This window comes from Planktothrix tepida PCC 9214, from assembly GCF_900009145.1.
GTDB lineage: Bacteria > Cyanobacteriota > Cyanobacteriia > Cyanobacteriales > Microcoleaceae > Planktothrix > Planktothrix tepida.
In genome coordinates this window covers 1,314,506-1,329,800 of the sequence record NZ_LN889782.1, presented here as the reverse complement: position 1 = coordinate 1,329,800, position 15,295 = coordinate 1,314,506, and the positions used below count along the sequence as shown (strand labels likewise).

Genomic DNA, 15,295 nt, shown 5'->3' with positions numbered 1-15,295 from the left:
GGATTGGGGTTTACTGGTTAATTTTAACAAGGATTGATTAAGACAATCTAATGATGAGTATACTCCTGACTTTTCGGAGGCTTCTTTCCTATAAAGATTTCATCTTAGATTATAGGTTAGGTTGACTTGGAAAATTCAAGGCTTACGCAAAAAGGATAAGAAATTCGATTTTTGTGTAAGTCTTAAAATTGAAAGTAAATAAAAGCAGAATATTGTGAAGCAACAAACATCAACACAACAGCTACAGCTACCCCATACAACATAGCAAATATACTGTTAGGAAGTTTTTCTAATTTGTAGTTGAACCAGTGTTTATACGTTGCATAGTGAATAATAGTTAAACCGAGCAGAAGCCAAACTAAATTAAAGCTGAGGGTTTTGTTTCCCGATGATTGAAATAAAACAAATGAATTAAAAGTTACTAAAGCTGTTTTCAAATTAACAGAACGGAAGAAAATCCAGGCGACACAAACCCAATAAAATGTTAATAAAGGACTAATTATTTTAAGAATCTGATTTAGGGCATAAAATTGAAGCTTATAAGCTGACCATTCGCGGTGTATAACTAATGCAATTCCATGTAAAGTACCCCAAATCACAAAATTCCAACCAGCACCATGCCATAATCCTCCTAATACCATAGTTGCCATTAAATTTCGGTAAGTTGTTAATTTTCCACCTCGATTTCCACCTAATGGAATATAAAGATAGTCTCGTAACCAAGTTGATAAACTAATATGCCAACGTCGCCAAAAATCACTCATATTTGAAGCGAAGTAAGGAAAATTAAAGTTGATACAAAGTTCATAACCCAGTAATTTAGCTGTAGCAATTGCCATGTCTGTATAACCTGAAAAATCACAATAAATTTGCACTGTATATAACAACACACCTAGCCAGGCACTAAAGGCTGTATAGGTTTCTGGAGCATCAAAAAATTGATCTACAATGGGTGAAATGCGATCAGAAATACAAGCTTTTTTAATAAATCCAATTAAAAATAGAATAAAACAATTTTTAAAAGGGATCTGTTCAAATTTTCGAGATGTCTCTAACTGAGGTAAAAAGCTACTCGCTCTGACAATTGGCCCAGCCACTAATTGCGGAAAGAAACTTACAAACAAAGCAAAATCTAAAATATTGTTGACCGCTTTTAGTTTTCCCTGATAGACATCAATAGAATAACTCAGGCTTTGAAAGGTATAAAAGCTGATTCCAACAGGAAGAATCAAGTGAAGCGTTGGAAAATCAAGAGGTAGTCCTAAAAAGTTAAAAAATTGAGAAGCTGAAACCGTAAAAAAATTAAAATACTTAAATAACCCTAAAATTCCTAAATTTGTGATTAAGCTAAAAATTAACCATTTTTTTTTAAAGGAATTATCTTGTGTTTTTGATAGATAAATACCTACCCAATAATCAATAAAGGTAGAAATCAAAATTAATGATAAAAATCGCCAATTCCACGCTCCATAGAAAATGTAACTGCAAAGCAGTAAAAATATTTTTCGATGTTGATTTTTCTTTAAAGTCCAATAAGTTGTAAAAATAATAATGAAGAAGATAATAAACCGAAATTCTGTAAATAACATAGTTTGTATATTTTATGGTTTAATCTTTTTTTAATTGAGAATTGAGATAGGTAGCAAATTGCTCAGCTAGAATTGTAGTAAATTTGTGCGCTCCTGCTTGATTGAGGTGATCGCTATCAAATCGATTCTTAGGCTCATAGAGTTCAGGATATTTTATTGGATTATTAAAAGAAATTAATGGAGGAATTTGTCCTTGTTTGGAAGCGATAATAAATTTATCTTGGTTAGATAAAATTGGACTAATAATTAAAATAGGCTGTGCATCAATTTTTACAATCAGTTGAGTTATATCTTCTATCGTTCTAATCTCAAGAGTGTTAAGGGAAGATCCATTATTACTTTTTTTCTCATTTTCAATGAATTTTAAAACATTGTTTTGATACGATTTTAGATGAGATAAATAATCTTGATTTCGCTTCACAAAATGAGTATATTTTTTATCCTCATCATCTAAAGCTAAATATCCATCTTCCTGTGGGGAACTATAATCTCGTTGATCTGTTTCTCGGATTAAATAAGGGTTTTGATCAGTTTGGCTGAGGATAAAACTTCGGATCATGGGATCAGCTTTACTGATATTAAATAGATTATGAATTAAAGGAATCGTGTGTTCTTGGATGAGCAGAAGCTTTGTTCTCACGGAAAAATCAGCTTTGAAAATGAATCGATATATCCATAAAGTATGTTTGAGTGTATGCCAATAGATGACTCGATTTGTTTTCAAATTTTCATCGGCAATATTGAGATTAAAATCAGGAATCTCTATAAAAACCCATTTAATATTCATGGGTTTAGTTTCTAAAATTTGTTGAATAAAAAAATAGGTTTCTGCAAAATTCATGCCGGAAACTCCTAAATTATAGGATTTAATATTATACCCTTTAGATGCCATTTGCCGATCAAAAACACGAGGAATAATATGACGATAAATTCGGCTTGAGCCAAAAAAAAGCGTATTGTAGTCGTTTTTATGTTCTTCAAATTTCCTAAATTTTTCGCTGATGATTGGGATTTCAGGTGCAGGTGCGATTTGATAGAGCAATACAGACGTCAAGAGGAAGGATATAAAACCAATTAATAATAATCTCACGAAATTCAATTTTTTCCAACGATGAACAAGGTACTTAAACTTGTGACGGACACTCAGTAACATAAATCTTAAATCTTCAATACAAGTTGAGCTATAATCAAGTAATGTAGGTTTAAAAAGAAGATTGTCTTCTGTAGGATCAATACTACCTCATACGACTACAAAACCCACAAAAGTTATAAAAGTTATTATTCCAAACTAGGGGTACTTGCTTCCTATACAAAAGCTCTGGAGTTTAGAAATGGCAAAGATTTTCGGAGAGTGACAGCTATGGGGATAAGTCGCTCGACTTGATTAAACCTAAAATGCTGAACAGCTTACTCTGCATGCTTTTTAGCTATTCAATCTGTTTCTTTTCTTATTCTACTTATCGGGGAGTCACCGCTATAGCAACAAAAGATATATTGTCCTTAAATTTGACCCCAATTTACTACACAATATCGTTGATACTCTGTCTTGTCATTATAGAAACAAATAACCCTTGGTGGATCATTGTAGGAAATTTCCTGAAATTAAACGGAAATGGCTTGATTTAAACCGTAAAGAATAAAGTTGTGTGGAAAGGAAGTTTTCTTTTATCTTTTTAACCTTTTTTTAAGACAGGGAATAGAGATTTAAAAAAGAAAATCTCATCAAAAAGTGAGGGGATAAAACCATGTTAAATATTATTTTAACGGCTCTGTTTAAATTGGGATTAATTGTTTTAGTTATTGGTGCGATCGCATATTTTTGTGCTTGTTTATTCCTGTTTTTTCGACAAACTCGATTTATTTTTTTCCCCTCTCGTCTTATTTCCATCACCCCGGATGATGTGGGTTTAACGTATGAAAATATTGAGTTAAAAATTCCTATCCCTTCTGGAAAAGTAGAAATAGTGCATTGCTGGTGGGTTCCTAGTAAATTTAATTCAGAAAAAGTGATTATTGATTTACATGGAAACCGTAATAATATTGGAGCAAATGTGGGTTATGCTAAACAATTTAACCAAATGGGATTATCAGTTTTATTAGTAGAATATCGAGGCTATGGACGCAGTACAGATCGCTTTCCCTCGGAAAAAACGGTTTATGAGGATGTAGAAGTGGCTTGGAATTATTTAGTAAATGAACGTCAATTTAATCCTCACAATATTTATGTTTTTGGTCATTCTTTAGGAGGAGCGATCGCGATTAATTTAGCCTCCAACCATCCAGAAATAGCTGGATTAATTATTGAAAGCTCTTTTACTAATATTCGGCAAATGGTTAATTATAAAAAGAAATATTGGATGTTTCCAATTAATTTAATTTTAACTCAACGATTTGATTCTCTGGCTAAAGTTCCAATTTTAAAAATGCCGATATTATTTACTCATGGAACAGAAGATGAGTTAATTCCTCAGTCTATGACTGAAGCTTTATTTACCGCAGCAATAGAACCCAAACAACTGTTAATTGTTTCCGGTGCAGGCCATAATAATGTTAGACAGGTGGGAGGGGAACAATATTGGCAAACCGTCGAACAATTTCTGACTTGATATAGTAGGGAGTAGGGAACAGGGAACAGGTAATAGATAGGTAATAGAAAGAGTTTACCATCCTTAGTCCTAGGGTGGATAAATAACCAGTCTTAATACAGGTAAGGGCGACTCATTTGTCGCCCCTACAAATAATATTATTGAATTAGAAAATAGGATAAAACCCGATTAATTGGGATTAGCTATTTTCCTCAACCTTTAATTCCTGATAATGGGGAAGAGGTTGTTTGAGCGTCGTTCTGAGAAAGTTCGGGAGCCAGTTGGTGATTGAGAGCCGCAATTAGCTGACGTTTCACTTTTATTGCCCACAAATCAAAATCGAAACTTTCACTGGTCGGAATATCCGATGCGGAAGTTTCGCGCACACGTTCTTTACTCAAAGTCATGGTTTTTCGCCTCCTGTTTCAACTCGCAGTGAAAACAGGCGCGTTCCTTCGGGAGAACTCCCTACTTCCGTCTTCTAGTAGTCTTTTTGATATTCGAGGATTAGAAGACTACCAAAAGATGAACGATTTCACTACTCTCTTTGATTTTAGCGCCAAAACGGGTTAATATCAAATTAGCTTATGCTAGTTTTACATAATTCTTATACGTTTTTTGATCGGTTTTTTTTCTTAACCCCTATCTTGACCATTACATCTGTCCTGTGACCGATCTTCTGGTTCAAAACCGAATAAATTGGTTATAATTAGGAAGACCGGCTTTGCTAATAGACAAACCCAAGAATAACACGGCTCCGAAGCCTAGAAAAGTCTCAGATTCAGATTTCATCAATCATCACGTTAATTCGGGTCTAAGCTATAAGTTTGAACTTTCCTGATTGTTTAAATTTTTATTAATTTTTTAGGTTTTCTCCTGACAAATGCACCCTTCCTGCAACTGGATTCAGGAAGAGTGCATTTTTTTCTGTCGGAGGGGCGATACCTATCTTCAAAACCTACAGTTTACCGCAGTGCTTCTTCATTCAATTGACCGGGACGCACTGAAATTTGTTCGGTTTTTTGTCCGCGATGGAGGGTGATTTTTAGGGGCTGACCAATTTTGCTTTTTTCGACTAAACGTTGTAATTGGTCAGCACTGGTAATGGCTTGTCCATCAATTTCTGTAATCACATCCCCCCGACGTAAACCCACATTGGCTGCTGGACTATTGGGCATAATTTGTACGACTAATACCCCATTCACTTCAGGAATTAACATTAAAGAATTAGGGTCTTGATTGAGTTGTTTTGCCATATCCGCCGTTAAGGTTGCCATGCGAATGCCAATATAGGGATGGGCGATTTTTTCCCCTCGCACTAACGCAGCTTGAATGCTTTTTGCAGCATCAATGGGAATGGCAAATCCAATACCTTGACCATCGGCGCGAATAGCGGTATTAATTCCAATCACTTCCCCTCTATCATTTAATAACGGCCCTCCAGAATTCCCTGGATTAATTGCCGCATCAGTTTGAATAAAATCTAATCGTTTATCAGGAATTCCCACTTGAGAACTGGGACGATTTAAGGTACTGACAATTCCCAAAGTTACGGTATTATCTAATCCTAATGGATTTCCTAATGCGATCGCCCAATCTCCCACTTGAACTTCACTGGAATTCCCCAAGGGAGCAACGGGTAAATTATTCCCATTAATTTTAATAACGGCTAAATCAGACGGGTCATCACTGCCTCGAACTTCCCCTTGAAATTGACGACCATCTTTGAGGGTAACGGTGACTTTATCGGCTCCTTTGATCACATGGGAATTGGTTAAAATAATCCCACTACTATCGACAATAAACCCCGAACCTTGTCCCCGTTGTTGATATTCTTGGGGCGTTTGAGGCATTCCTTCCCCAAAGAAACGCCGGAAAAAAGGATCATCAAAAAAAGGATCTGGAATATTAGCAGAAACAGTCCGTTCTGTATCAATTCTAACCACGGCTGGCCCGACTCGATTCACCGCAGCCGCAACAAAATTTCTGGCAGAATTCGGGTTAGGAACGACAGCTACAGGTTGGGGTTGAGTCGGGGTTGGTATGGGGTCAGCTTGGGCAGAAGTTCCTAAAAAATTGGGAAAAAATTGTAAGCTGGTTAAGGTTAAGACGACGCTGAAAACAGCAACCAAAACATAACGGCTCATCTGATAAAAGGTTTTATTTTGGAGTTGGGATTTTCCCATAAATTCATCCTCCACGATCTCAATTGAAGGTTTAGACTGGGACTCTGATTCATTTGGATTCAATGTTATTATCCTCAAATTTAGGATTGTAATTTAGATCAAGAAAAGCGGAAATATTTCCATAAATCCGCTTTCCTGTTTTTTTATTATAGTCGAATCTCGTTTAAATTTCGACTGAGATTACCGACTTTTTTGTTTGTCCTTGATTCCAGCCAAACCTTAAACAATTACTAATCCTTGAATTCCCCCTTAATTTAAGGTTACCTTAACGACTTTGTTCTTCTCTTCTTCTGCTTTCGGTAAGGTTAAGCTGAGAATTCCATCTTGATAGTCGGCTTTAACTTGGGTGTTTTGAATCCGAGTCGGAAGTGGAATCACACGGTGGAATTTTCCATAATGGAATTCACTTCGAGTTACCCCTTTTTCTTCCGTTTGGATTTGTGATTTTCGTTCTCCGGTAATCGCCACTGCATCAGCACTGACTTGGATGTCTAAATCTTTGGAATCTATCCCCGGAACTTCCAGTTTCAGGATAACCGCATCGGGTGTTTCATGGAGTTCCGCCGGAGGAAAGATGGACATCCCCATTTTTTCGGTGGGCAAAGCTAAACTATCAAACAAACGATTCATTTCTCGTTGTAGAGAATCAATTTCTTGGAACGGTTGCCAACGGACTAACGGCATAATCGTTACCTCCATTAACGCTTTTATTTGATACACTATTTATATAGGCTTGATTGCAGCCTTTTGATTCTAAGATAATGAATTCGGCCGCCGGGATAATTCGGTTTTAACGAATCGAAAACGGGAAATAGCCGTACTCACGATAAAATTCAGCAAGTATTGGCAACTTTAAGCAAATATCGTCTCGGTTAACCGAACGATAGGATTGCAAACATTGTCAAGTCCAACTGAGAACTGATCGTTGGGACTGAAAGAGATGAAGGAAGAGGAGTGTTTGATTTTTCCTTCACCTCAAACGGGTGATGAGTCATGAAGTTGGAACAGTTAAGATTAGAAGCCTAAGACGGGTATCAGCATCAGGTCGGACGCCGTAGCGAATGTCCTTTCTGTATGGTCTTGGGTATCCAATCGATGAAATTTGGAGTCCCTGTCCTTTATGGATGAGTACCCTCTTTGGGTTTTAATGCTCCCAAACGTTAGAACTTGTTTTAAATTTTATAAAGATTATTATAATTGTGGGTCTATCAATGACGACTACTCTGCCCAATAATGAGGGCGTCCTCCCGCAGCAAACTGAACTCGCCTCTGTCTCTGTTTCTGACCGCCTAACCAGCCTCTTAAACCGTTTACAGCCCCCCCCGCAATTTTTAATTTTAATGTTTGCCCTCTTAATTGGCGGGGGAACGGGATTAGTTATGGTCATGTTCCATAAATTAGTGGAACTATTTCAACGGTTAACCCTAGAAGATTTTATGGGGTTAATGGTGCCCTTTGGTTTATGGACAATCGCTTTAATTCCACCTCTTGGCGGCTTAATTGTGGGGTTAATTCGCTGTCGTTATCAAGAATTTTTTGGCGAGGGCATTTCTTCCTTAATTAATACCCAAAGAATCCAAATTATTTCCCCCTTAAGACCTTTTATTAAACTATTAGCTGCGGCGATTTCGTTAGGTTCAGGAGCTTCCTTGGGGCCGGAAGGGCCGAGTGTAGAAGTAGGGGCGAATTTAGGGGCAATTTTAGGGCAAATTTTTCAAGTTTCAAAAGAACGTTATCGGTTATTATTAGGAGCCGGAGCCGCCGCCGGATTAGCTGCGGGATTTAATGCACCGATTGCGGGAGTTTTCTTTGCCTTAGAAGTGATTTTAGGCACAAGTTTTGCGGCTTCAGGTGTCGGTTTAGTATTATTAGCTTCTGTGGTTTCTTCGGTGGTTGCTCGGATTGTTTTGGGTGATCATCCAGCCTTTTCTCCTCCCCTTTATGAAGTCCGAAGCAATTGGGAATTATTACTTTATTTAGGATTAGGGTGTTTAGCTAGTTTTGTTTCCTTAGCTTATACCCAAGCGATTAAATTTGCTCAACGTTGTTTTCGAGGCGAAATTCCAGCTTTCCTATTTTTAACTAAAATTCCTCGCACCTTTCATCCGATGTTAGGGGGATTATTTGTCGGGATGATTGCGATTCAATTTCCCCATATTCTAGGGCCTGGTTATGGAACCATTCAAGCTTTATTAGAGGAAGGGCAATTTTCTTTAGATTTATTAATGATTTTATTAATTCTTAAAATCATTGCCACTTCTGTCAGTTTAGGGAGTGGATTAGTCGGGGGAATTTTTGCGCCAGCGATGTTTATTGGAGCAACATTAGGCGCGACTTATGGGCAAGCCTTAGCGGGTTTATTACACCCTTTTTTACCCGATATTGCACCCCCAGCAGCTTATGCAATGGTGGGAATGGCGGCGGTATTAGCGGCAAGTGTGCGAGCGCCATTAACGGCGATTTTATTGTTATTTGAAATGACGCAAAATTATTTAATTATTTTACCGTTAATGGTGGCGGTGGGCGTGAGTGTTTTAATTGTCGATGTGGTGCAATCTAATCAATCAGATTCAGGATTAAATTTACAACAAATGGGGGTTTATTTAGAACGTCCCAATGAGTTAGAAGTCTTACAAACGATTCGGATTTCTGAAGTGATGGGTCAATCTTATTTAACTCTTCCTTGTTCAATGCCTATTTTAGAGGCAGGTTCAGTGATGGTACATCTTAATTGTCATACGGCTTTAATCTTAGATGAAACCTCTCAATTAGCTGGATTAGTAACGGTTACGGATATTCGTCGCTCAATTTTTCAAGCGACAAATCAGGAGGAATCTTTAGCATTAGGACAGCAAAAATTAAAGGCTGTTTGTACAACCGAAATCCTTTGCGCCTATGAAGATGAACCTGTAAAAGCGGCTTTAGAACGCATGGCTGCGCGGGATTTACCCCAGTTACCTGTTGTGACTCGTGAACAGCCCCGTCAAGTTGTTGGCATTATTGAAAAAGAACAAATTGCGTTAGCTTGTAATATTGCGGTTACTAAAGACGCCTTGCAACCGTATTTACCCAATCTGTAGTCACCGCTTTAGGTTCCAAATAGAACTGGTAAAATTGAGGACTCTTTTTGACTTGATGGGGCTTTTTCACGAATACTACCCCATCTTTTTTTACCGCAATTTGGCTCCATTTCCTCTAGCCAGGGTTTTTGACGGGGTTGTGACCGGGTAAGGCCCACAGCCCCTCTCAACAGTCAGTGTTGAGTATAACGGCTTACTTGCGTAGAAGTTGTTTGATTGTACTCATGAGTTCTTGGGGATGGAAGGGTTTTGAGATATAAGCATCAGCCCCCTGTTTAATTCCCCAATAGCGATCAAATTCCTCGCTTTTACTCGAACACATTACTACAGGGACATTCTGGGTTTTGGGGTGTTTTTTAATATGGCGGCAAAGTTCATAGCCATTCATATTCGGCATGACAATATCTAACACCACCAAATCCAGATGCTTGACTTGTTCAATTTTTTCTAAGGCTTCCATCCCATCTCCCGCTGAGATTACCTCCACGCCACTTTTACGCAACATATCTGCAATCATCTCTCGGAGGGAGATGCTATCATCGACAATCATGACTGTAGTCATATCCTTTATACTTTCAGCTTTTGAAATTTAAGTTCAACTCAGACTGCGTAGGCTACACCAAGGTTAGTGACCAATTGTTACCTCAAATCTACCCATTTTCGAGAGTTTCTTTGCATTTTTTTATATTTTGTGAATTTGATAGTATCTATACTCCCATTTTATAGGCTCCCATCGCTTAAAGCAGTAGGCATTCTAGCTGCCGCCATGATTAAGCGAACTAACTGAGGGAATTAGGGGTCGATGAGGGCTTTACAACCCTCACCTCCCATTCAGAACCGTGCTTGCGACTTTCACCGCACACGGCTCCTAGTCTAGTTGACTGTTATCATCAGAACATCCGGTTTATGATTGAGTTGTAAGACCCATCAGTAGCCGTTTTAATATCGTGACAATGGCGATGTAGTAATTGTAGGTTCTTATATTCGTTTTTCCCGCCTAAAATTGTGGGATGAATATGATCGATTTCTACAATATCTTCTGGAGTAAAATATTGTTCACAGAAGTTACATTTGCCTTTTTGCTTTTTGAGCAAAGTTGTTACTCTTTTAGGTACATCAAAGGATGTACCTTTTCTTGTACTCCAATATGTCCAGTTTCCGTCATAAGGTGATGCGTCAGGTCTTACAGTTACATGACGGGTGATAGGTGTTTCTGCATGGGTAAGTAATCTAAAGCCATCTTTGGTTTCAAAACTCCATGCACTATTACCGTTTTTTCTGAAGTAATTTTTCAGTTTCTTGTAACTGGCTTTACCGCATCTACTGACTGTCCATGCTCTTAATCTTTGCCATGTTATATGGTCTAAAGAGGAGAATGTTTCTTTGGAAACAACTTTGGAATGGTAGTTACACCATCCTCTAATGACCAGATTTAGGTGTTTGATTAATGCGTATTGAGGTGCAGTTTTGTGGGTTTTAATCACTTCTTTCACTTTATCCGCGTGAGCTTTAATTGCCTTCTTGCTAGGTTTTATTAGGGTTTTGAATCCTAATACTTTTGAGTTGTATCCTCCAGTTTTCCTAGCATGGTGTTTACCAACTGGATATTGTCGGAAATTCCAACCTAGAAAGTCGAATCCTGGTTTTACCTTTTCGTCTTTTGCTTCGATTTCTCTCAGTGTATGACATATACGAGTTTTAGCTGGTTTCAGTTCTAACCCGATGGGTTTTAGCCATTCTTCGATGACAATTTGGCACTGTTGAATAATTTCAAGTTGTGGGCTTATCACAACGAAATCATCGGCATATCTGATGACTGTTGCTTGAGAGCGTCCTTTCTTTTTAGGGGATATTTGCTCTACAAGTTTTATCATTCCATCCAATGCGATGTTAGCGAGTAGAGGACTGATGACACCACCTTGCGGTGTGCCTGCCTCTGTTGCTTCAAATATGTCGTTATCCATCACTCCAGCTTTTAACCATTGTTTGATTTGAGCTTTTATTGTTGATGGACAATCAATTTTGGACAGTAGGTATTCATGATTAATCTGGTCAAAACACTTTGAGATGTCAGCATCGAGAATATAGTATTCTCCTTTGTGGATGCTTTGGAAGATTCGTGACATGGCATCATGGGCTGACCGTCCGGGTCTAAACCCGTAGCTTTCACCCTCAAATCTGGCTTCCCATTGAGGTTCTAGTGCCAATTTAACCAAGGCTTGCCTTACTCTATCGTTTATAGTTGGTATACCTAGTGGGCGTTTTTCCCCGTTGGGTTTGGGTATCCATTTCCTTCGGAGTGGTTTTGCTTTTTGGTATTTACTCAGATTTTGGGCAAGTTCTAACCGTTGTTTGGGTGTGATTGATTTTATTCCATCTACCCCGGCTGTTTTCTTCCCTTGATTATCCTGAGTTACCTTTCTAATCGCTATAAGTTTGGCATAATATGACTTGACTAGAAGTTTCTGAAGCTTTCGAGCTTTTGCATTCTGTCCCGATAATGATGCCTGGTAAATTCTCTTTTGCAGCTTAAATACTACCCGTTGGACTTTCGCCCAATTGATAGTATTCCATGCAGCCGTAGTCTTGGTTATACTCGTTTTCACCGTTTTTACTGCTAATTGAAACCTTACCTAACAACTAAACCGGAATCTATCAGCGTATCCTAAACATTACATTTAGGCTTTGGCTTCTGAGTTCCATCTTTCGCCCTCACAACATTTGCCTTAGATTTGTGGCTGCCTAACAGTGTTCGACCTCTGTAGGAGTAGATGAGGGGTTTTAACGTTCCTTGAAAATGGGATTATTGCCTTTAGAATCATCCTTTCCGCCGGGGTATTTTGGGAGTCTGGATAAGTGTTATATGCAAAACCTTACCTTTTATAGAAAGACAATTGAGCTTTCTATCTTTTCCCCTTGTTCTTTTGAACGTAACGTAATCAAGTCACTTTCGCTGCTTAATATTGACGACGGTTCAAGCCAGATGTTCACTTTCGTTATTCTTGGGCAATTGGCTAGAGAAATTCTTAGATATCTGACTTATATCCGATTTCCCGTTATTCCCAGCTTCAACACTTTGATAATCAGTCTTGTGCTGTGGGAATTGCTGAATCTCTTTGGTTTGGCTACCGTACTTTTAGGTTTGGTAATCCGTACCATTGACTCCGAGATTGACCTTCCTTTAAGGTCACATTTTCAAAGTTAAGATAGGCTTAATTGGATTTATTGTTGGATTGGTATCCTTTAACCAATTGTCTGAACCTATCTCCCTGTTTACGTTTTGGGTGTTATCCCTAGACTTTGACAGGAACGTCTCGCACACATATTTATATTCTAGCGGGTTGCTGCGCTTAAAACATCCCCTGATTACGAGTTGGGTTCTTGAGATGGGTGGTGTCGGGGTCGTCATTGAGTTAAAAACGATCACGTCTCTGTCTGAAGGAATCATGAAACAGCAAAGAGAAATTGAGCTTGAAGTGTCACAATAGTAAACTGTTGATTTTTTGAGTTTGGGAGTTTTTCTGAATGGCGCGTTTAGCTTTATTGAGTGTATCTGACAAACGCGGACTGATTGAGTTTGCCAAAAGTCTGGTTGAAGAATTAGGATTTGATTTAATTAGTAGTGGCGGTACAGCAATGGCTTTAAAAGAAGCGGGACTTCCCGTTACAAAAGTCTCCGATTATACGGGATTTCCTGAAATTTTAGGGGGACGAGTAAAAACCCTCCATCCCCGTATTCATGGGGGAATTTTAGCACGGCGAGATGTGCCTCAAGATGTGACTGAATTAGAAACCCATGAGATTCGTCCCATTGATTTAGTCGTCGTCAATCTTTATCCCTTTGAACAAACCATTGCTAAACCCGATGTAACTTTAGCAGAAGCCATTGAAAATATTGATATTGGTGGCCCCACTTTATTGCGAGCATCCGCTAAAAATTATGCCCATTTAACGGTATTATGTAACCCTGAACAATATGGAAGTTATTTAGAAGAATTTCAGACAAAAAATGGAGAAATTTCTTTTGAATTTCGTCAACATTGCGCTTTAAAAGCCTTTCAACATACAGGAGCTTATGATCGAGCGATCGCGGCTTATTTAGAACAACAAGAACTTAGCGAAGATTCCCCTTTACCCCAAAATTTTGTGTTAGCCGGAACTCAAATTCAATCCTTACGGTATGGTGAAAATCCCCATCAAGCAGCAGCTTGGTATCAAACCGGAACTCAACCGACGGGTTGGACATCGGGTCAAATTTTGCAAGGTAAACCGTTAAGTTATAATAATTTAGTGGATTTAGAAGCAGCCAGACGAATTATTTGTGAGTTTCCTGATCAACCAGCAGCCGCGATTTTAAAACATACCAATCCCTGTGGAGTTGCCATTGCAGATACGTTAGTTACAGCCTATGAAAAAGCCTTTAATGCAGATTCAATTTCAGCCTTTGGGGGAATTGTTGCCTTAAATCAGAACATTGATTCACAGACCGCAAAGGCATTAAGCAAAACCTTTTTAGAATGTATTTTTGCTCCGGGTTGTGATGAGGAAGCGGCTCAAATTCTCAAGAAAAAATCAAACCTGCGCGTGTTAATTTTACCCGATTCTACTCAAAGGCCAAAGGAAATTATTAAACAGATTGCAGGAGGATTTTTAGTTCAAAGTGCCGATGATGTCGTGGAACAATCAACGGACTGGAAAGTGGTAACAGAAAAGCAACCCACCCCTGAAGAATTGGCAGAATTAATGTTTGCTTGGAAAGTAGTTAAACACGTTAAATCGAATGCCATTGTTGTCACTAAAAATCAAACAACCTTGGGAGTTGGAGCCGGACAAATGAACCGTGTTGGCTCCGTTGAAATTGCGCTTAAACAAGCGGGAGAAAATGCTCAGGGAGCCGTTTTAGGAAGTGATGCCTTTTTCCCCTTTGATGATTCCGTTCGCACCGCAGCCGCAGCAGGAATTACAGCCATTGTACAACCGGGTGGGAGTCTGCGAGATCAAGATTCAATTAATGCCGCAAATGAATTAGGATTAGTGATGGTATTCACAGGAATTCGTCATTTTGTTCATTAAGCCAGAATCACTTTGAAATAAATTTCAGGTTTAAGGGCGGGGAGACCCATTGGTGTCAACTTAAATAATTAATGCCCTGAACTGAAGTTCGGGCTAAAAGCGATCGGCATCTAAAGATGACTAAACTCTGGTCTTTCTTAACCCGTTTTAACGGGTTTGAGCTTTTAGCCTGAAATTTATTTCAAGGCTTTTGGCGCTTCTTACTGTTCCCTGTTCCCTAAAGCGTAGCACCATAGTTTCAATATTAAACCTTGATTTATTAATAACAATAAAATGAAAGTTTCATCCGTTGCGATCGCATTAGGAAGTAATTTAGGAAACTCTAAAAAAAATGTTGAAGTTGCATTAGCTATCCTCAATAATCATCCTGATATTCAAGTCAAATCCTGTTCAAGTTGGTATCAAACCGCCCCGATTGGGCCACCGCAGCCGGATTATATTAATGGTTGTGCTATTCTGGAAGTTCAACTCAAACCGGAGCATCTCTTAGAAACCCTATTAACCGTTGAAAACCAACTCGGACGCATCCGTCGGGAACGTTGGGGGCCAAGAACCCTTGACCTAGATTTACTTTTGTTTGATGATTTAATCTGGGAAACCCCAGTGTTAGAAATTCCCCATCCTCGTATGAGAGAACGAGCATTTGTCTTAGTTCCTCTAGCGGAAATAGCACCGAATTGGGTTGATCCTGTCACCGGAAAAACCATCATTCAACTGTTAGAAACCGTTGATTGTTCGGACGTTAAAAAACTTTGATTATCCTGTTTTATACCTGCTTGAAA

Annotated in this window: 10 protein-coding genes, 1 pseudogene and 1 riboswitch; of the genes and pseudogenes, 4 read left to right on the top strand and 7 right to left on the bottom strand. The window is 38.6% G+C overall.

The window, feature by feature from the left end; genetic code table 11:
• Nucleotides 1–182 precede the first annotated feature (182 nt).
• Together PL9214_RS08830 and PL9214_RS08825 are read right to left on the bottom strand one after the other, a co-directional pair.
• Nucleotides 183–1,589 carry an MBOAT family O-acyltransferase gene (locus PL9214_RS08830; protein WP_083579928.1) on the bottom strand — a complete coding sequence of 469 codons (1,407 nt, stop codon included), beginning with the start codon at nt 1,587–1,589 and terminating at the stop codon, nt 183–185.
• A gap of 19 nt (nt 1,590–1,608) precedes the next feature.
• Complete coding sequence (locus tag PL9214_RS08825; protein WP_222425215.1) at nt 1,609–2,643, bottom strand: hypothetical protein; 1,035 nt, start codon at nt 2,641–2,643, stop codon at nt 1,609–1,611.
• Between the two features lie 691 nt (nt 2,644–3,334).
• On the opposite strand from PL9214_RS08825, the gene PL9214_RS08820 reads away from it, so the two are divergent.
• A complete protein-coding gene (locus PL9214_RS08820; protein WP_072718377.1) occupies nt 3,335–4,195 on the top strand; it encodes an alpha/beta hydrolase in 861 nt (286 codons plus the stop codon).
• Between the two features lie 191 nt (nt 4,196–4,386).
• On the opposite strand, the gene PL9214_RS08815 is transcribed toward PL9214_RS08820, so the two are convergent.
• From PL9214_RS08815 to PL9214_RS08805, 3 genes are all read right to left on the bottom strand, one after another.
• Nucleotides 4,387–4,581, bottom strand: a complete 195-nt coding sequence (locus PL9214_RS08815; RefSeq protein WP_072718376.1) for a hypothetical protein — start codon at nt 4,579–4,581, stop codon at nt 4,387–4,389.
• Nucleotides 4,582–4,618: 37 nt separating this feature from the next.
• A riboswitch (Glutamine riboswitch) is annotated at nt 4,619–4,708 on the bottom strand.
• Between the two features lie 431 nt (nt 4,709–5,139).
• Nucleotides 5,140–6,360, bottom strand: coding sequence for an HhoA/HhoB/HtrA family serine endopeptidase (locus tag PL9214_RS08810; protein ID WP_072718726.1), 1,221 nt, complete (start codon nt 6,358–6,360; stop codon nt 5,140–5,142).
• A gap of 249 nt (nt 6,361–6,609) precedes the next feature.
• A complete protein-coding gene (locus tag PL9214_RS08805) occupies nt 6,610–7,044 on the bottom strand; it encodes an Hsp20/alpha crystallin family protein (protein WP_072718375.1) in 435 nt (144 codons plus the stop codon).
• 527 nt (nt 7,045–7,571) lie between these two features.
• Between PL9214_RS08805 and PL9214_RS08800 the strand changes: the two genes are divergently transcribed.
• Nucleotides 7,572–9,440 (top strand): chloride channel protein, encoded by a 1,869-nt coding sequence (locus tag PL9214_RS08800; protein WP_072718374.1) that lies wholly within the window; start codon nt 7,572–7,574, stop codon nt 9,438–9,440.
• Between the two features lie 193 nt (nt 9,441–9,633).
• On the opposite strand, the gene PL9214_RS08795 is transcribed toward PL9214_RS08800, so the two are convergent.
• Nucleotides 9,634–10,002 carry a response regulator transcription factor gene (locus PL9214_RS08795; protein ID WP_072718373.1) on the bottom strand — a complete coding sequence of 123 codons (369 nt, stop codon included), beginning with the start codon at nt 10,000–10,002 and terminating at the stop codon, nt 9,634–9,636.
• A gap of 306 nt (nt 10,003–10,308) precedes the next feature.
• Nucleotides 10,309–12,046, bottom strand: a pseudogene (gene ltrA, locus PL9214_RS08790) (group II intron reverse transcriptase/maturase).
• A gap of 919 nt (nt 12,047–12,965) precedes the next feature.
• Here ltrA and purH point away from each other — a divergent pair.
• Together purH and folK are read left to right on the top strand one after the other, a co-directional pair.
• On the top strand, nt 12,966–14,513 hold the full coding sequence (gene purH, locus PL9214_RS08780; protein WP_072718370.1) for a bifunctional phosphoribosylaminoimidazolecarboxamide formyltransferase/IMP cyclohydrolase: 1,548 nt from the start codon (nt 12,966–12,968) through the stop codon (nt 14,511–14,513).
• Nucleotides 14,514–14,786: 273 nt separating this feature from the next.
• Complete coding sequence (gene folK / locus PL9214_RS08775) at nt 14,787–15,269, top strand: 2-amino-4-hydroxy-6-hydroxymethyldihydropteridine diphosphokinase (protein ID WP_072718369.1); 483 nt, start codon at nt 14,787–14,789, stop codon at nt 15,267–15,269.
• The last annotated feature ends 26 nt before the right edge of the window (nt 15,270–15,295 follow it).

Bases quoted from the DNA above. Each gene is read 5' to 3' on its own strand.
- PL9214_RS08830 (WP_083579928.1), bottom strand. From the start codon at position 1,589: ATGTTATTTACAGAATTTCGGTTTATTATCTTCTTCATTATTATTTTT.
- PL9214_RS08820 (WP_072718377.1), top strand. From the start codon at position 3,335: ATGTTAAATATTATTTTAACGGCTCTGTTTAAATTGGGATTAATTGTT.
- PL9214_RS08815 (WP_072718376.1), bottom strand. From the start codon at position 4,581: ATGACTTTGAGTAAAGAACGTGTGCGCGAAACTTCCGCATCGGATATT.
- PL9214_RS08810 (WP_072718726.1), bottom strand. From the start codon at position 6,360: ATGGGAAAATCCCAACTCCAAAATAAAACCTTTTATCAGATGAGCCGT.
- PL9214_RS08805 (WP_072718375.1), bottom strand. From the start codon at position 7,044: ATGCCGTTAGTCCGTTGGCAACCGTTCCAAGAAATTGATTCTCTACAA.
- PL9214_RS08800 (WP_072718374.1), top strand. From the start codon at position 7,572: ATGACGACTACTCTGCCCAATAATGAGGGCGTCCTCCCGCAGCAAACT.
- PL9214_RS08795 (WP_072718373.1), bottom strand. From the start codon at position 10,002: ATGACTACAGTCATGATTGTCGATGATAGCATCTCCCTCCGAGAGATG.
- purH (WP_072718370.1), top strand. From the start codon at position 12,966: ATGGCGCGTTTAGCTTTATTGAGTGTATCTGACAAACGCGGACTGATT.
- folK (WP_072718369.1), top strand. From the start codon at position 14,787: ATGAAAGTTTCATCCGTTGCGATCGCATTAGGAAGTAATTTAGGAAAC.